Source organism: Pseudomonas sp. NPDC078416, assembly GCF_050268485.1.
Lineage (GTDB): Bacteria > Pseudomonadota > Gammaproteobacteria > Pseudomonadales > Pseudomonadaceae > Aquipseudomonas.
Genome location: NZ_JBNNGV010000013.1, coordinates 57,842 through 77,402, shown reverse-complemented (window position 1 = coordinate 77,402; position 19,561 = coordinate 57,842). Strand labels below are relative to the sequence as shown.

The following is a 19,561-nucleotide window of genomic DNA, read 5'->3' as shown; positions in this document are numbered from 1 at the left end:
GATGAGCGAACAAGTATTTGGCCGGCACCTTGATTGTCCGGTTTCAAGTCAGCCCCCGTTTCCGATCTACATTTGTCAGCTTGAAAAAAGCGGAACGTCTTTGCACCCGTCCGGGTATTCAGCTGAATGGACCCAACGAAATCCAGCAAATCCCCGCCGCCATTGTTAATCCAGCTGTAGTTGACCCACTAAAACGCAAACGTTTTCCCCCCATACGGAGAGTTTTTCGCAAACACGCCGACGACCGGTACATCGTCATTCAGACAGCTATATTCCCAACTGAATCATGGGGTTACCCATCATCGATTTCGTCAAATAGATAAACGTCAAACAATTTTCCATTGATCTCGAATGGATCCGATCTAGATTAATGGCAAACGGCTTTCACCCCAATAAGAAACAAAGTTGCGCCTGGCTCAATAAATCAGGCGGCTGGTATGACACGCCATTAAACGCGTTGTTGTAGTGCTAAAAGCGAAGAAAAGGACTGTCAGAATGGACAATATTGTTGTCGCCAATAAAGCAACCTCCGAACTTACTGCTAAAACCTGGGGAGATCTTTCACTCAATTCCCCGTCCGTTGTTCAAATGCCTGTTCCACCCAGCCAAGTCGCTTCAGTCTCCCGAAACGGGCAAGACCTGATAGTGAATTTGAAGAATGGCGAACACATCAAAGTCGCCAACTTCTTCAACACCGCGCCCGACGGCCCCAACAGCGACATGGTGTTCCAGGGCGAAGACGGCACCCTCTGGCAGGCGCAGTACGACACCCAGTCCTTCAACGGTTTTACCTTCGACGAAGTCGATTCTCTCGATCAGCTCATCGCCGACGCTGGCGTGGTCAGCGGTGCGACCCCCACCTTTGCGATTGCCGGGCTCGGCCTGTTGGGCGCCGGCGGTGCGGCGGCGGCCGGCGTTGGCGGCGGTGGTGGTGGGGGTGGCGGCGGCGGTGCTCCCGCTGACACTTCCGCGCCCCTGGCGCCGGGCAATTTGCTCGTCAGTGCAGACGGCACTCTGCTGACCGGCACCAGTGAAGCCGGCGCGACCATTCAGGTGCGCAACAACGCGGGCACCTTGCTGGGCAGCGGCGTCGTGGCGCCGGACGGAACATTCAGCCTGACCCTGAACCCGCCACAAACCAGCGGCCAGCCCCTGGCGGTCAGCGCCACCGATGCCGCCGGCAACGTTTCACCGACCACCCAGGCGCCAACGCCCGACACCGGGGGTGAAACGCCTCCAGGCCCTGACACTACGGCGCCCGGCGCACCGGCCAACCTGGCGGTCAACCCCACCGGCAGCGTGCTGACCGGGACCGGCGAAGCGGGCGCGACCATTCAGGTGCGCGCCGCAGACGGCACCCTGCTGGGCAGCGGCGTCGTTGCGGCAGACGGCACCTTCAGCCTTACCCTGAGCCCGGCGCAAACCGACGGCCAGTCGTTGACCGTGACGGCAACCGACGCCGCCGGCAATACGTCCGTTCCCGCTCAAGCGCTGGCACCGGACATCGACGTCACCCCGCCCGGCGACACCACGCCACCCGATGCGCCGGCTAATCTGGCCGTCAGTGCAAACGGCACACGGCTGACGGGTTCCGGTGAAGCGGGCGCAACCATTCAGGTGCGCGCCGCAGACGGCACCCTGCTGGGCAGCGGCGTCGTTGCGGCAGACGGCACCTTCAGCCTTACCCTGAGCCCGGCGCAAACCGACGGCCAGTCGTTGACCGTGACGGCAACCGACGCCGCCGGCAATACGTCCGTTCCCGCTCAAGCGCTGGCACCGGACATCGACGTCACCCCGCCCGGCGACACCACGCCACCCGATGCGCCGGCTAATCTGGCCGTCAGTGCAAACGGCACACGGCTGACGGGTTCCGGTGAAGCGGGCGCAACCATTCAGGTGCGCGCCGCAGACGGCACCCTGCTGGGCAGCGGCGTCGTTGCGGCAGACGGCACCTTCAGCCTCACCCTGAGCCCGGCGCAAACCGACGGCCAGTCGCTGACCGTCAATGCGGTCGACGCCGCCGGCAACGTTTCCCCGCCGGCTCAAGCGCTGGCGCCGGACATCGACGTCACCCCACCGGTCGACACCACCGCCCCCAACGCCCCGGGCAACCTCGTGGTCAGCGCCGACGGCACGCGTATCACCGGCTCCGGTGAAGTCGGCGCGACTATTCAAGTGCGCGCCGCCGATGGCACCCTGCTCGGCAGCGGCACCGTCGGCGCGGACGGCACCTTCAGCCTTGGCCTCAATCCGCCGCAAACCGACGGCCAGTCGCTGACCGTCAATGCGGTCGACGCCGCCGGCAACGTCTCCCCGCCCGCTCAGGCTCAGGCGCCAGACATTGACGTCACGCCTCCCGGAGGGGATGTCACGCCGCCGGATGCGCCTACTGGCATTGCCATCAGCGGCAATGGCTCGATCGTTAGCGGTCGTGGCGAAGCCGGCAGCACCGCGAGCGTCATCGATGCCAACGGCAACGTGCTGGGCACCGCCGTCGTGGGCGCTGACGGGCTGTTCAACATCACCCTGAACGCGCCGCAAAACGCCGGTCAGCCGCTGCAGGTCACCCTGACCGATGCCGCCGGCAACACCTCCGTCAACGTTCCACTGCAAGCACCGGACACCACACCGCCAGCGGCGCCTTCGGACTTCGTCCTATCGGCTGACGGCCTCACCCTCACCGGTCGTGCCGAAGCCGGCGCCCGCGTGCTCGTGCGCAATGCCTCGGGCGTCGTCATCGGCGCCACCCGCGCCGGTCTGGATGGCACGTTCAGCGTGACCCTCGACACCGCCCAGCTCAACGGCGAAAAACTCAACGTCAGCGCCACGGATTCGGCCGGCAATTCTGCCTCGGCCGAGCTGACCGCCGCCGACACCACGCCACCCGCACAAGTCACCGATGTGGTGATCAGCGCTGACGGTACGCAGGTCTCCGGCAAGGGCGAAGTCGGCGCCACGGTCACCATCGTCGATGCCGGCGGCACACCTATCGGCACTGCGATCGTCGGGGCAAACGGCACGTTTCAAACCACGCTGACGACACCGGTCAACCCCGGTGATCAGGTGCAGGTCACCCAGACCGACACCGCAGGCCTGCCGTCCCCCGTGCTGGTGGTCACGGCGCCTGACGCCAGTGGTCCGGCAACACCTTCGGGTCTGGTCATTAATGCCGACGGCAGCCAACTGACCGGCACCGCGAGCGCCGGTTCGGTGGTCCAGGTGCGCGATGCCAACGGCGTGCTGCTCGGCAGTGCGACGGTTGGCAGCGACGGCAGCTTCACCATCGTGCTCAACCCGGCCCAGGCCAACGGCGAAGTGCTCGACGTAGTCGCGGTCGACGGTCAGGGCGAAAGCTCGGTCACCGTGCCCGTCACCGCGCCCGACATCACCGGCCCGACCGCTGCCACTGATCTCAGCGTGGCCAATAACGGCCTGACCCTGACCGGCCGAGGCGAACCAGGCTCGACCGTTTCTGTACGGGACGCCCTTGGCAATGTCATCGGCACCGGCGTGACGTCCGCCACCGGCAACTTCACCGTAACCCTCGCTTCCGCGCAAACCAATGGTCAGGCGCTGCAAGTGGTACTGAATGACGCCGCCGGCAATCCTTCACCCGTCGCGCCAGTGAGCGCGCCGGACCTCGACGGCCCGCTACAACCCTCCGCCATCAGCATCGACGCCAGCGGTACCACGCTGACGGGCACCGGCGAGGCCGGATCGACGATCACTGTCACCGACGTCAACGGTAACGTGCTCGGCACCGCCGTGGCAGCGGCGAACGGCCAGTTCAGCGTGACCTTGAACACCCCGCAGAACAACGGACAAACCCTTTCGATCAGCGCCAGTGACAGCAGCGGCGGCGCACCCGCTACGGTGACTTTTGTCACGCCAGACACCCAGGTGCCCGCGGCGGTGACCAGCCCTGTTCTCGACGCCACCGGCCTGACCCTGACCGGGGTCGGTGAAGCCGGTGCCACAGTCACGGTGCGCGACGCTGCCGGCAACGTCATCGGCAGCGGCCAGGCCGGTGCCGACGGTCGCTTTACCCTGACCCTGACCACCGCACAAACCGACGGTCAGTTGTTGCAAGTCACCCAGGCCGACGCTGCAGGTAACCAGTCGGCGGCGGTCCCGGTCACTGCACCGGACCTCAGCGCACCCGCGCCTGTGACCAACCTCGATCTGTCGGCAAACGGTCTGATCGTTACAGGGAACGGCCAGATCGGCGCCACCGTGACCGTCAAGGATGCCCTCGGCGCAACGCTGGGCAGCGCCGTGGTGGGCAGTGACGGACGCTTTGAAGTGACGCTGTCCAGTGCACAGATCAACGGCCAGAACCTCAGCGTCACCCAGGTCGATGCTTCGACCCTGGCGTCTGCGGCGGTACCGTTGCAGGCAGCGGACATCCAGGCGCCCGACGCTCCCACCGGCCTTACCCTGAGCGCTGATGGATTGACGCTGAGTGGCCAGGGCGAGCCCGGCGCCACCGTCAACGTGCGGGACGCCAATGGCAACCTGCTGGGCACTGCCACTGCTGATACCACCGGTCGTTTTGATGTCCTGCTCAACGCCGCCCAGGACGACGGCCAGTTGCTGCTGGTCAAGCAGACCGACGCCGCCGGCAACATTTCTCCGGCGTCTTCTCTCACCGCGCCGGACACCACCGCGCCCGATGCACCCACCGGGATCAGCATCAGCAATGACGGCTTGACCGTTTCCGGGACAGGCGTCGCGGGCGATACCGTTCAAGTGCGCGATGCCAACGGCACCCTGCTGGGCTCGGCCACGGTAGCGACCAACGGCAGTTTCGCGGTGACACTGAGTCCGGCGCAGCTGGACGGTCAAGTGCTGAACGTGACCCAGACCGACGCCAGCACCCTGCCCTCGGCGCCCGCGTCTGTCACGGCGCCCGACATCACTGCACCGCCTGCAGTCATCGACCTCACGCTCGACGGCAATGGCCTGCTGACCGGCACCACGGTGGCCGGCGGCTCGGTCAAAATTCTTGATGCCAATGGCATTCAGATCGGCACTGCCGTTGCCGGACCTGACGGAATTTTCACCTTTAACGTGACGCCGATCCTGAGAAATGGCGAGACGGTGCAGGTGGTCGCCACCGATGGCGCCAACGATTCGCTGGCCACCCCGGTGCTTGCGCCTGACACCACCAAACCGGTCGATGTGACGAATCTGGCCATCAGCCCGGACGGCGCAAGCGTTTCCGGCGTCGGCGAGCCCGGCACCACCGTCACCGTTCGCGGGCCGGCCAATCAGCTGCTGGGTACCGGCACTGTTGGCCAGGATGGCACGTTCGTTATCGGCCTCAATCCGCCAGCGGCAAGCAACACCAACGTGGACGTGATCAGCACCGACGCCAGCGGCAACGCGTCCAACCCGGTCACCCTTCCAGGGCCGGACGGCACGCAGTTGGCGACGCCCAGCGACCTCGTTATCAGCAGCGACGGTTTCATTCTCACCGGCGCCGCAACCGCGGGCAGCACGGTCAACATCCTCGACAGCAACGGCGTCAGCCTAGGCAGCGGCAGGGCCAACAGCTTCGGCCGCTTCAGCATTCTCATGCGTTTCGCTCAGCTGAATGCGCAGACCCTGCACGTTGTTTCCACCGATGACGCAGGCCACACCTCGGTCACCGCGCTGGTGGTCGCCAACGACCTGACGGCGCCCGAAGCCCCGGCGGGTCTGACCATCAACGCCAATGGCAGCTCCGTCACCGGGCGCGGTGAAGCCGGTGCGACGGTGACCATTACAAACAGTGGCGGCACCGTGCTGGGTTCCGGCATCGTCGCGGCCAATGGCATCTTCACCATCGCGCTGACCCCGTCGCAGCTGGACGCGCAACCCCTGACCGCGACCCAGGTCGATCAGGCGGGCAACATCTCCCAGGCCGGCAGCATCATCGCGCCGGATTTGACGGCGCCCAACGCTGCAACGGGTCTGACCATCAACAATGTCGGCACCGTGGTCAATGGCCTCGGTGAAGCCGGCGCGACCGTGACCATTCGTGATGCCGCCGGCAACATCCTGGCCACCGGTCTGGTCAACCAGAGCGGCCAGTTCCAGGTCACGCTGCCGAATGCCGTCACCACGGGCGCGCCTTTGACCGTGACCCTCACCGATGCCGCGGGCAACGTGTCGGCCGGTGCCAGTCTGACGACCGTGGACACCACCCCGCCGGCCCTGCCGCAGAACCTGCTCATCAGCGCCAACGGCAGCACCCTCACCGGGACCGGCGAGGCCGGCGCGACGGTGAAGGTCCTCGACGCCGGCGGCAACCTGCTTGGCACCGCGCTGGTGGCCAGTGACGGGACCTTCACCGTGACCCTCGCCCCTGCGCCGAATAACGGCCAGGCGCTGGACATCAGCCAGACCGACCCGAGCGGCAACGTCTCGCCATCGGCAACCCTCACGGCGCCGGACATCACGCCGCCCGCCGCCCTCACTCAAGTGTCGGTGAACGCCGACGGCCTGACCGTGACCGGCCGGGGCGAACCCGGCGCAACGGTGTCGGTGCGCACGTCCGGTGGTGCCCTGCTGGGCACCGCGCTGGTGGCAGCCAACGGTGCATTCAGCGTCACGCTGAGCACCGCGCAGATCAACGCCGAAGTTCTGACCGTCACCCAGGAAGACCCGCCGGGCAACGTGTCGACGGCGGTCAACGTGACGTCTGTTGACCTCACCGCACCGGACAGTCCGACTGCGCTGCTGCTCAGCGGCAGCGGCGTGCAGTTAGGCGGTAACGCCGAAGCCGGCAGCACCGTCACCGTCCGCGATGCGTCGGGCAACGTGCTGGGTTCAGGGGTCGCCGGGGCCAATGGCGTGTTCCAGGTCACCCTGTCCAGCCCGCAACTCAACGGCCAGAACCTGAGCGTGACGGCGACCGACGCGGCCGGTAATGTTTCGGTGCCGGCGCCTTATCAAGCCGCCGACACCACCGCGCCTGCCGCTGCCGGCAACCTGGCGGTCAGCGCCGATGGCCTTACCCTGGGCGGCACCGGCGAGGCCGGTGCAACGGTGGTCGTGCGCGATGCCAATGGCAACACGCTGGGCACCGCCACCGTCGGAGCCAATGGCAGCTTTACCGTCGGGCTGACCCCTGCGGCAGTCGCCGGCAGCACGTTGACCGTGGTCGAAACCGACGCTGCTGGCAATGCGTCCGCCGCCAGCACGGTGGTTGCCCCCGGCAATCTCGCCGAACCTGCGCCGCTCAATCTGGCCCTCAGCGCCGACGGCCTGACCCTGACCGGCACCGCCAGCGCCGGCAGCACCGTCAGCATCCGCACCGCATCCGGTGTGCTGCTGGGGACAGCGCTGGTCAATGGCGACGGCACCTTCAGCGCGCAGCTCAATGCCGCGCAACTCAATGGCGAGTCGCTGTCGGCCATCGCCACTTCCAGCGACGGCATCAACTCGCTGGCCACCGGTTACCTGGCGGCGGATGTCACCGCCCCTGGGCAGCTCACCGATCTGGTGCTCAATACCAACGGCGTCGCCCTGACCGGCCACGGCGAAGTGGGCGCAACGGTGACGGTGCTCGGCGCTGGCGGGGCTATCCTCGGCACCGGCCAGGTGGGCGCCGACGGCAATTTCTCGCTGACGCTGAACACCCCGCAGATTGCCGGCCAGGCCCTGAGCGTGTTCCAGACCGACGTCGCCGGTAATGAGTCCGCCAGCCTCGGGCTGACAGCCCGTGACTTGATCGCCCCGAATGCGCCGCTCGCTCTGGCAGTGACGCCAGACGGCACGGTGCTGTCGGGCACCGGTGAACCCGGCGCCACGGTCAATGTGTTCAACGCCAGCGGCGCCCTGGTCGGCTCCGGCAGCGTGCGCATCGACGGCACCTTCCAGCTCACCCTCACCACCCCGCAAGCCAACGGCGAACTGCTGGCGGTGACCCTGACCGATGCGGCGGGAAACATTTCCGTGCCCGCCAGCCTGACCTCGGTCGACACCACGGCGCCACTCGCCCTTACCCAGCTGAACATTTCCAGCGATGGCGCGACGCTGACCGGCCGCGGTGAAGCCGGGGCGATCGTCACGGTGACCAACAACCTCGGCGCCGTGCTTGGCACGGCAACGGTGGGCACTACCGGGGCGTTTACCCTGGTGCTGGTCCCGGCGCTGACCAACGCCGAAGTGCTGACGCTGGTGCAACGGGATGCCACGGGCAACGTGTCGCCCCAGGCCAGCCTGACCACGCCGGACTTCACCCCGCCCGATCAGCTCGATAACGTGCGCATCAACGCCGCCGGTGCGGTGGTGACCGGTACCGGTGAAGCCGGTGCCACGGTCACTGTCCGCGATGCCAGCGGCACCCTCCTGGGCACCACCCTGGTACTGACGGACGGCACGTTCAGCGTCACCCTCTCCACCCCGCAGATCAACAACCAGGTGCTGAGCGTTCAGCAGGCCGACCCGCCCGGCAACGTCAGCGTGCCGGCGACGGTCATCGCACCGGACCTGACGCCGCCAGCGGTCGCCACCGATCTGCAGTTCAATGCCTCTGGGAGTGTGCTCAGCGGCAGCGGCGAAGCCGGCGCGGGGGTGCGCGTTACCCTGGCCGATGGCACGCAAGTCGGCACCGGCACCGTGGGGGTCGACGGCAAGTTCCTGATCACCCTGACCCAGACGCAAAATGCCGGTCAGCCGGTGTTTGTCGTGCTCACCGACGCTGCCAACAATGCCTCGGCGGCAGGCTCCCTGGCATCACCCGACCTGACGCCACCCGCAGCGGTTACCAATGTGCAAATCAATGACGCCGGCGTGGTGGTCAGCGGTCGCGGTGAGGCCGGCGCCAGCCTGTTGATCAGCGACGCCGCCGGCAACATCGTCGGCACCGGCGTGGTCGGGGTAGACGGCAATTTCGCCGTCTCGCTGTCGGTACCACAAATCAACGGCGAGTTGCTGTCGATCGTGCAGCGTGATGCGGCGGGCAACCCTTCCGCGGGCACGCCGGTCACGGCGCCGGACAACACACCGCCAGCCCTGCCGGCAGTGACGTCGCTGAGTGCCAACGGCCTGACACTGAGCGGCACCGGTGAAGCAGGCGCCACGATCAAGGTGACCAGCGCGACCGGCGCCAGCCTTGGCAGCGCCACGGTGCAGACCGACGGGACGTTCAGCGTCACGCTGTCGTCTGCCCAGCTCAACGGCGAAAAACTCAACCTCACCCAGACCGACGCCGCCAATAACGTGTCCGGTACGCTGCCTTACCAGGCTGCCGACGTCACCGATCCCCTCGCCGTGACCAACCTTGCGGTCAGCCAGGACGGTCTGACGCTCACAGGCCGCGGTGAGCCCGGTGCGACGGTCACCGTGTCGGTGGCGGGCACCCCTGAGCTCGGCACCGCCATCGTGCGCGCGGACGGTACGTTCAGCGTTCCTCTCTCGATTGCACAGCTCAACGGCCAGTCGTTGTCGGTGGTGCAGGTCGACCCTGCGCTCAACGATTCGACGCCGGTTGCGGTCATCGCGCCGGACAGCACGCCGCCAGCGGTGCCGGTGTTCACCTCACTCACCGGCAACGGCACGATCCTGCAAGGAACTGCCGAAGCCAACAGCACGGTGACCGTAAGGTCCGCCGACGGCACGTTGCTGGGCTCCACGCGGACCGACGCCGGGGGACGTTACGAAGTCGGGCTGAATCCTGCGCAGACCAACGGGCAAGTCATTTCCGTGACGGCAACGGACGCGGCCAATAACGCTTCCGCGCCGCTGGTTTACACAGTGCCGGACACTCAGGCGCCTGATCCTGTCAGCAACCTGACCATCAGCGCCGATTACCTGCTGTTGGCAGGCCGCGGTGAAGCGGGCGCGATCGTAACCGTCAAAGACTCCCTCGGCGTCACACTCGGCACCGGGCAAGTGGCGGCCAACGGCACCTTCGTGGTCACCCTGGCCCCCGGCGTCACGGCCAACAACGTGCTCACGGTCGGTCAGGTGGACGCCAGCAACAACGTGTCCGGGACGCTCAACCTCACCGTGCCCGTGACCCCGCCACCGAATGCGCCGACCAATCTGCTGATCAGCGCCGACGGTCTGAGCGTGACCGGCAGCGCCGCAACGGGCACCACCATCACGGTGTACAGCGCAACAGGCGCCGTGCTCGGGACGGCGGCCACCAATGCGGGCGGTACGTTCACGGTGACCCTCAACACCGCACAAACCAACGGCGAAAGCCTTGGCGTGACGGCGAGTACCGGAGCAGGTGGCGCATCGTTGCCGGCTGCGGTGGTGGCGGCTGACACCACGCCACCGGCTGCGCTCAGCGACCTCGCGGTCAGCGCCACCGGTACGCTGGTGACGGGACGTGGCGAAGCCGGGGCGACGGTGACCGTTACCACCGCCGCGGGCGTTACGCTCGGCACCGCCGTGGTCAATGCCGGCGGTACGTTTGGCGTCTTGTTGAACCCGGCGCAAGCCAACGGTCAGGTGCTCAACGCGTATCAGACCGACAGCGTGGGTTTGCAGTCCGGCATATTGCCGGTCACCGCGCCGGATATCACCGCGCCGAATGCCCCCGCAGCGCTGGTGCTTAATGGCGCCGGCACAGTCCTGAGCGGGATTGGCGAAGCCGGTGCGACGGTCACCGTGCGCAGTAGCCTCGGCGTCGTTCTGGGCACCGCAACGGTGGCAGTGGACGGCACGTTCAGCGCCAATCTCTCGGCGGCCCAGCTCAACGGTCAGTTGCTGTCGGTAAGCCAGCGTGATGTCGCCGGCAACGTCTCGTTGCTCGCCAACCTCAGTGCTGTCGACACCACGCCACCCGCTGCGCTGACCAACGTCGCGCTGAACGGCGCAGGCTTGCAGGTCAGCGGCAACGGTGAAGCAGGCGCGACCGTGCGCGTCACCAATGCGGCAGGTGTCGTACTGGGCACTGCGGTTGTCAACGCGGCAGGCGGATTCGTTGTATCGCTCTCCACTGCTCAATTGAACGGCCAGGTGCTGAGCGTCCAGCAGGCGGACGTGTCGGGTAACGCGTCCGTCGTCGCGACGGTCAACGCCCTCGACCTTCAAGCGCCGAATGCACCTTCCGCTCTGGTGTTGGCTGCAAACGGTCTGTCGCTGAGCGGCAGCGGTGAAGCCGGCGCGACGGTCAACGTGTTCAACGCCGGCGGTACGCTGCTGGGGACCACAACGGTGGGCGCAGGCGGGACGTTCAACCTCACCCTCAACGCTGCACAACTGGACGGCCAGGCGCTGACGGTGCGTCAGGTCGACGTCGCCGGCAACGTGTCGGCTGCCGGCAGCCTTCTGGCACCGGATACCACGGCGCCGGGCGCACCCACAGCGGTGACCGTGAATGCCAGCGGTTCGGTGGTCACCGGCACCGGTGTCGCAGGTTCCACGGTGACTGTGCGCAATGCACTGGGCACTGTCCTCGGCACCACGACAGTGGCCGCCAACGGCAGCTTCTCGGTCGCACTCAACGCCGCGCAGATCGACAACCAGGTGCTGAGCATCACCCAGGCGGATGCCGCCGGAAACGTGTCGCTGGCCGCAAGCGTCATCGCCCCTGACTTGACACCGCCTGCTGCAGCGGGTGGGCTGCTGGTGAGTGTCGATGGCCTGAGCGTCAGCGGCAGCGGGGAAGTCGGCTCGACGGTGCAGATCAAGTCCACTGGCGGCGCAGTGCTCGGGACGGGAACTGTCGGGGCAACAGGACTGTTCACCGTCACCTTGGCACCGGCGCAGATCAACGGCGAAACCCTGCTGGTCAGCCTCACCGATATCAAGGGCAATCTCTCGGTGGTGGCCAACGTCACCGCGCCGGACATCGACGTCAACACGCCGGTGATCGCCAGCGATAACCTGGCGACCGCCACGGTCACCCTGGTCCCGGTGAAAACCACGCAGAACTTTGCGGACTCCTTTACCACGCTGCTGGCCGGTTTCTCCAAGGCCTTTGTGTTCACGGTCAACAGCGGCACCAGCCTTGATCCGACCCTGACCCTGACCACCGGCAGCCTGTTGTCCTTGCTCGACGGCGTGGTCTACACGCTGCAAGTGAAGAACGCCAGCGGCAGCTGGGTGACCCTGGACGTCAACGGCAACGGCGGCCTGCTCGACCTGGTGGCCCTGACCGGTCAGGGCGTACGGGTGAACATTGGCGATTTGCTGGGTGGCGATTACCGGCTGGTCGTGTCGAGCACCGGCATCGGCGTGGTGACCACCGTCAGCACGCAGCTGCAGCTGGACGTCACCAGCCTGACCCAGTTCAACGGGGTCGTCGGTGCCGCCGTGACCGGCAACGTCATCACCAACCCGGGCGTTGACGGCCAGATGGATGTGACCGGCCCTGACAACGGTGCAGTGTTGCAGGTGCTGAAAAACGGCAGCTACGTCACCGCCAGCGCGGGCACTACGGTGCAAGGCCTGTACGGCACGCTGACCATCGACGCCAGTGGCAACTACAGCTACAGGCCCGACGGGACCGTGACCAGCGTTGGCAAAGTGGATGTCTTCAACTATCAGCTGGTGCACCCGAACGGCCTCAGCGACACGGCCAATCTGTACGTGCGCATCGACAGCCCGCAGGCCACCGAAGTGTGGAGCGACACCAGCCTGGCCAGCCCGGCCTTCCTGGTCGACGCCACCAATGACGTTGCGGTCAGCGACATCACCCTGGTCAACAAGGAGGTCATCACCAACTCGACGCTGGGCAGCTTCAGCGTCCCGGTGCTCGGCACCGGCAACGGCTCCTGGACCACCAGTGTGGCGGCGGGCACCGTCACGGACCTGACGGTGGTGGTCAACTCAAGCAACCTGCTCAGTCTGCTCGGATCAATGACCGTCGGCCTGTACAAGCTCAACACCACCACCGGCCAGTACGTGCTGGTGAAAAGCTACGGCGGCAATGCACTGTTGAACTTGGGCGGCGGCAACTACGGCATCCGTTTCGACGACCAGACGGCCGGCAGCTATCAGGTGAAAATCAGCACGGGCGGCGTCGGCCTGTTGAGCACGGTCAACGCCAGCCTGATCAATGACGCCACCTACACGAATCAGTTCGTCGTCAGCAGCTATACGCCGGTGGCGGGCAATCTGCTCACCGACACGGCCGGCGGCGGGGCTGATGTGCTGGGCTCGGCCTACACCGTGCTCAATGTGCTGGCGGCCGGCAACTACGTGACGCCGGGCTACAACGGCACCACGATTGTCGGCACCTACGGCTCGTTGCTGGTGCAGGCCGACGGGCGCTACACCTACACGCTGACGCCAGGACAGACCGATGCGGTCATCGGCCATGAAGACGTCTTCACTTACCAGCTCAAGCACCCCAACGGCACCACCGACACGGCGACGCTGACCATTGATCTGGAACAGGCCGGTGCCGTTACCACCACTTCGTTCGCTGCGCTGTCCACTGCAGCGAACGTCGATGATCACAGCGCCCTGACGGCCGTCGCCACCACCGGTGCCGAGCTGATTCAAGGCACGGAGGGCAACGACACGCTGGACGGGTCCCATGGCGGCGCGGTCACCCTCCAGGGCGCCGCCGGCAACGACACCTTGATCATCGCCGACCAGCATTTCGCTTCGGTCGATGGCGGTACGGGCACCGACACCCTGCTCTGGGCCGGGGGCGATGCGAGCATCAACCTGGGCGATCTGCAGAGCCGGATCCACAACATCGAGGTGCTGGATTTGAACCACACCAGCGCCGTCGCGCTGACCATCAGCCTGGCGGACCTGGTGTCCATTACCTCGGCAGACAACAACACACTGATCATCAAGGGGGGCAGCGAGGACAGCGTGCACATGACCAACACCTGGGTGGCCGGCGGTGCGCAACAGGCCGATGGCGTCGATTACACCCAGTACACGCCGCAGGAAGATCCAACCCATCACTTATGGGTGCAGAACGGTATTCACGTCGTTTGATCAGCCCGCCCTCTGGCGCTGCCAGCGGCGGGGTTCAACCGGTCGATCGTTGCGGCCGGCCGGTTGATTGCCTAAAAAGGGAAGCTCTGTATTCGTACAGTAAGGAAGCCATGTGGAGCGCGTTCGCAAGCAGAAATGGCCGGCGGTCGTCCTGACCCTCGGCCTGTGTCACCCGATGTTTTCCGTTGCGCTGGCGGAGGATCAGATCGATCCCGGCCTGCGCAGCATCAGCCCTTCGCGCTTGCAAGCCAGGCCCGAGGATTCAAGGCGCAAGGGCGATGGCCCTGCAGGCAAGTCCAGAAGCACTGCTAAAGGCGGTGCCAATGCCAATACCAGTGCCAATTCCGCGCCCGGCGCGGTGGCGGTCAAGGAAGACAGCCAGACCCTGGGCCTTGAGCAGGCGGTCAGGGTCGCCGTTGACTGGCATCCCAGCATCAGCGAAGCGATCGGCACCTTGTATCAACAGGCCGAGGGCATCAACGTGGCCGAAGCCGGTTACTACCCGCAGATTTCCGGCGGGATAAAAGGCGGCTACACCAGCGGCTACGGCAGCGACGACGCCAGCCAGTCGGTGAGCATCTCCCTTAAACAGATGCTCTATGACTTCGGCAAGGTGTCGAACTCGGTCGAGGCGGCCCGGGCCAAGGTGGCGCGCAGCCAGGCAAGCATTCTGCTGACCATCGATCAGGTCAGCCGCGACACCGCGTTCGCCTACATCGAAGTCCAGCGCTATCAGCGTCTGGTGGACATCGCCCGGGAGCAGATCCGCGGCATCGGCGACATCGTCGAGCTGGCCAAACAGCGCAGCGACATGGGCGCCAGCACCCGCTCCGATGTGGTTCAGGCGCAGTCCCGCGCCGAGGGCGGCATGGCCACGCTGCAAGAGTACAAAGCGCAGTACGCGCGCTGGCAGTCGACGCTGACCAACCTGCTCGGTCGGCAGACCCCTCCCCGGGTCAGCGACACCTTCAGCAACGCGATGACCGACGCCTGCACCGCGCCGGTCAGCACTGACGCCCTCCCCGCCGTCCTGCATGCCGCCGCCCAGCGGACCCAAGCCCAGGCCGAACTGGCCCAGGCCAAGGCCGAAGCCTACCCGACGCTGTCGTTGCAGCCGTCGATCAACCAGTTTCTGGACGACCATTACGACGACCAGAACACGAGGATCAATCGCACCCAGGCCGGGATCTTTCTGAATCTGGAGGTGCCTATCTATCAGGGCGGCGCCATCAGCGCCCGGAGTCGCGCCGCCAACTATGCGCTGACCGCCGCCGATTCCGCCGAAGACGCTGCTCGCTTGCAGGCGCGGCAAGGGCTGGGCGAAGCGCAGGCGCAGACGTCGGGCCTGACGCGCCGGCTCAGCTCGCTGGAATCCCGGCAGACCAGCATCACCGAAGCCCGCGAGTTGTATGGCCGGCAGTACCTGGAACTGGGCACCCGGCCGTTGCTTGATCTGCTCAACGCCGAGCAGGAAATCCACCAGTCGCGCTTCGACCTGGCCAACACCCAGGCCGACCTGCGCCGCCTGCAAATCGACTGCCTGTACAACAGCGGTTCGCTGCGCCGCGCGTTCGGCATCGACCACAGCACCATCCAGCACGTGGAGATCCTGCCATGACCGAGACCATCGTCATCCCCGAAGCGCCTGCGGCAGGCCCCAACCGTCCGGACTACTCGCCGTGGCTGGAAGCCATCCTCACCGTCGCCCGGCATTACCGCCTCGACGTGTCACCGGAAAGCATTCGTCTGGCCTCGACCAACAGCGAGGGCCGCGTCGAAGAAGTGGTCCGCTACATGGCGCGGCAGGCGGGCCTGAGCGTCAAGTTCGCCAACTACGATCGCAAGAGCCTGTCGCGCTGGCGCACGCCGCTGCTGGTGCAACTGCGCGACGGCCAGGTTGGCGTGATCGAAAGTGTCAGCGAGCAAGGCGAACTGGGCATCGCCTACAGTGGCGATCAGGGCCTGCAAAGCCGCATCGACCCGGCGGTGCTGGCCGATCAGGCGCTGCGCACGGTGATCCTGCGGCCCATTCAACCGCTGAGCGACGTGCGCACCGACGACTACATCAAGCCCTACGACGAGCACTGGTTCCGGCGCATTGTCCTCAGTGACCTGCGCCCTTACCGGCAGGTGATGCTGGCGTCGCTGGTCGCCAACCTACTGGGCATGGCCGGCGTACTTTTTTCCATGCAGGTCTACGACCGGGTGATTCCGGCCGAGTCCCTGCCGACCCTGTACGTGCTGTTTGGCGGCGTGATGCTGGCGCTGGTGTTCGACTTCGTCATGCGCATCATGCGTCTGCGCATCACCGACGTGCTGGGCAAGCGTGCCGACCTGCGGGTCTCGGACCTGGTCTTCGGCCACGCCCTGCGCCTGCGTAACTCGGCGCGGCCAAAATCCACCGGTTCCTTCATCTCGCAACTGCGCGAGCTGGAGCAGATCCGCGACCTGATCACCTCCAGCACCGCGACGGCGCTGGCGGACATGCCGTTCTTCTTCCTGTTCTTGCTGGTGTTCTATCTGATTGGCGGGGCGTTGGTGCTGATTCCTCTGGTCGCGCTGGTGGCGATGGTGTTGCCCGGCGTCCTTGCCCAACGCAAGCTGGCCCGGCTGGCCAATGCCTCGATGCGCGAAGCCGCACTGCGCAACGCCATGCTGGTGGAAGCCGTACAGGGCATGGACGACATCAAGGCGCTGCAGGCCGAGCAACGTTTCCAGCAGCAGTGGAATCATTACAACGCCGCGTCCGCCGACAGCAGCCTGAAACTGCGTTCGCTCACCAACAGCCTGGTGGCCTGGACCCAGAACGTTCAGGGTGCGGTCTTTGCCGTGGTCATCGTGTTCGGTGCGCCCATGGTGATTGGCGGCGACCTCACCACCGGCAGCCTGGTGGCCGCCTCGATGCTGGCCTCGCGGATGATGGCGCCGATGGCGCAGCTGACCCACGTGCTGACTCGCTGGCAACAGGCGAAAGTGGCGCTGCAAGGGCTCAATCGGCTGATGCAGATGCCAGTCGATCACCCCGAAGGCAGCCAGCGCGTGCATGTGCCCGCCATTCGCGGTGACTACGTGCTGCGTCAGGCCGGCTTCAAGTATAGCGAAGAGGCTTCCCCTGCCCTGAGCGGCATCAACCTGAACATTCGCCCGGGGGAACGCGTCGCCATTCTCGGACGCAATGGCGCGGGCAAGTCCACGCTGCTGCAGGCGCTGGCGGGTTCGATGGATTTGTCCAGCGGCGAGACCACCGTGGATGGCATCTCCCTCGCTCACCTCGACCCGGCCGACCTGCGCCGGGACGTCGGGCTGATGTCGCAGCAGGCGCGGCTGTTTCACGGCACCCTGCGGGACAACATCACCCTCGGCGCGGGCCAGGCCAGCGATCAGGAAATCATCGCCGCCCTGTCGGTGACCGGCGCGCTGGAGTTCGTCCGCCAGATGCCCAAGGGCATGGACCACCTGATTCTCGAAGGGGGTTTGGGCCTGTCCGGCGGTCAGCGCCAGAGCCTGCTGCTGTCACGCTTGCTGATTCGCCAGCCCCAGGTCCTGCTGCTGGACGAACCCACCGCCTCGCTGGATGACATCACCGAACGCCAGTTGCTGGAGAAACTCTCGACCTGGTGTCAGGGCCGCACCCTGATCGTCGCCACCCACCGGGTCAGCCTGCTGCAACTGGTGGAACGGATCATCGTGCTGGACAACGGCCGCATCGTCATCGATGACCACCGCGACGCCGCCCTCACCCGACTCAGACAGCCGCAAGGAGCGCAGGCATGAACGCACTGACCACGGAGCAAACCCCACGGCTCGCCGACCAGATCACCTACCTGGACGGCAAAGACGAGCGCAGCATCACCGGGAGCGCGCGGGTGATCTGGACCTGTGCGCTGATGCTGGCGTGCTTTCTTGCCTGGGCAGCCTGGTTTCAGGTGGTGGAAGTGTCCACCGGCACCGGCAAGGTGGTGCCCAGCTCCAGAGAGCAACTGATTCAGTCCATGGAGGGCGGGATCATCAAGGAGTTGAACGTCAGCGAAGGTACGCTGGTGGAGCGCGGCCAAGTGCTGGCCCAGTTGGATGCGGTGAAGAGTGAATCGAACGTGGGAGAGAGCGAGGCCAAGTACCGGGCGGCGCTGGCCAGCGTCAATCGGTTGCAGGCCGAAGTCAGCGAGAAGCCGCTGACCTTCGATGGGTCGCTCGACAAGTACCCGGAGCTGCGCCGCGCCGAAACCGATTTGTTCAACGCCCGGCGCAGGGGCCTGAGCGAAACGCTGACCGGTATAGAAAGCTCGCTGAAGCTGGTGCGCAGCGAACTGGCCATCACCGAGAACCTGGCGAAGATCGGCGCCTCAAGCCGGGTCGAAGTGCTGCGCCTGAACCGTCAGCGCTCCGAGCTTGAGCTCAAGGCCACCGAGGCGCGTTCCGAATATATGGTGCATGCCCGCGAAGACCTGGCCAAAGCAAACGCCGAGGCGCAGATGCTGTCGGCGGTGATCCGCGGCCGCAGCGATTCGTTGTCACGCCTGACCTTGCGCTCGCCGGTGCGCGGCATCGTCAAGGACATCAAAGTCACCACCATTGGCGGGGTCGTGCCGCCCAACGGGCAATTGATGCAGATCGTCCCGCTGGATGAGCAACTGCTGATCGAAACCCGTATCTCGCCCCGGGACATCGCCTTCATTCACCCCGAGCAGCAGGCCAAGGTGAAAATCACGGCCTATGACTATTCGATCTACGGCAGCCTCGACGGCAAGGTGGTGACCATCTCGCCGGACACGATTCAGGACGAGGTGAAGCCGGAAATTTTCTACTACCGGGTGTACATCCGCACGGACTCGGACGTGCTGCGCAACAAGGCAGGCAAGACCTTTGCCATCGTCCCCGGGATGATCGCCACGGTGGACATCCGCACCGGTGAAAAAACCGTGCTGGATTACCTGATCAAACCCCTCAACCGTGCCCGTGAAGCCCTGCGCGAGCGGTGATCAGTTGACCGCGAGGTTCGTCGGTGCTGGCGTGGCAGGCTTGAGCTGCGCCATGTAACGGGTCCATTCGCGGTTGATTTCGTTGTACGGCATGAAGATGCTGACCCGTGGCTGGGTGGCCAGGTCCGGACGCTTGATCTTGGCCAGGTCGCTGGAGGTCAACAACGCCACGGTGATCCCCACCACCTTGCCATCTGCGGCGAATACCGGACCGCCCGACATGCCCTTGGCCACCGGGCCATCATGGGTGCCGTACATCACGTTGCCTTCTTTAGCGTCCAGACGAACCATCGCTGGCAGCGCATGGCCTGTGCCTTTCACCGACATGTAAGCGGAGTTGTAGCCCACGGAGGTGAGCTCTTCACCCGGCTGGTATGAACGCCACATCGGAACGGAATCGGCCTTGTGCTTGAAGAACTGCACGTCGCCCTGCCCCTGAAACACCGCGCCCGAGATGTAAGGGATGTGCTTGACGGTCACCGCATAATCTTCATTCCACTGGATCGCGGTGCCCATCAACAGATAGGGCAATGGCGCACCGGAGTGGACGACGAAGGCTTGGTCAAAGACAGGATCCTGGGTAAAAGCGGTGGGCATTCCGTTGCACCCGCTGATCAGCACTGAGGCTGCAACAAGTGACTTGAGGGGGCGCATCTGGTTTTCCGTGTGTGAGGGTGGAT

General features: G+C 65.6%; 5 protein-coding genes. 4 read left to right on the top strand and 1 reads right to left on the bottom strand.

Translation table 11 applies throughout. From position 1 onward, the window contains the following. Window positions 1–495 precede the first annotated feature (495 nt). The 4 genes from ACQKEN_RS13970 (at window position 496) to ACQKEN_RS13955 (ending at window position 18,881) form a co-directional block, all read left to right on the top strand. A complete protein-coding gene (locus tag ACQKEN_RS13970; protein ID WP_427686277.1) occupies window positions 496–13,902 on the top strand; it encodes a BapA/Bap/LapF family large adhesin in 13,407 nt (4,468 codons plus the stop codon). A 175-nt stretch (window positions 13,903–14,077) separates the two neighbouring features. Next, window positions 14,078–15,520, top strand: coding sequence for a TolC family outer membrane protein (locus ACQKEN_RS13965; protein WP_427686347.1), 1,443 nt, complete (start codon window positions 14,078–14,080; stop codon window positions 15,518–15,520). After that, window positions 15,517–17,676 carry a type I secretion system permease/ATPase gene (locus ACQKEN_RS13960; protein ID WP_427686275.1) on the top strand — a complete coding sequence of 720 codons (2,160 nt, stop codon included), beginning with the start codon at window positions 15,517–15,519 and terminating at the stop codon, window positions 17,674–17,676. Before ACQKEN_RS13965 ends, ACQKEN_RS13960 begins: the two co-directional genes overlap by 4 nt. Continuing rightward, window positions 17,673–18,881 (top strand): HlyD family efflux transporter periplasmic adaptor subunit, encoded by a 1,209-nt coding sequence (locus ACQKEN_RS13955; RefSeq protein WP_427686273.1) that lies wholly within the window; start codon window positions 17,673–17,675, stop codon window positions 18,879–18,881. The genes ACQKEN_RS13960 and ACQKEN_RS13955 overlap by 4 nt, the downstream gene beginning before the upstream one ends. Here the strand turns inward: ACQKEN_RS13955 and ACQKEN_RS13950 are convergent, their stop codons facing one another. After that, window positions 18,882–19,478, bottom strand: coding sequence for a trypsin-like peptidase domain-containing protein (locus ACQKEN_RS13950; RefSeq protein ID WP_427686271.1), 597 nt, complete (start codon window positions 19,476–19,478; stop codon window positions 18,882–18,884). Window positions 19,479–19,561: the final 83 nt, after the last annotated feature.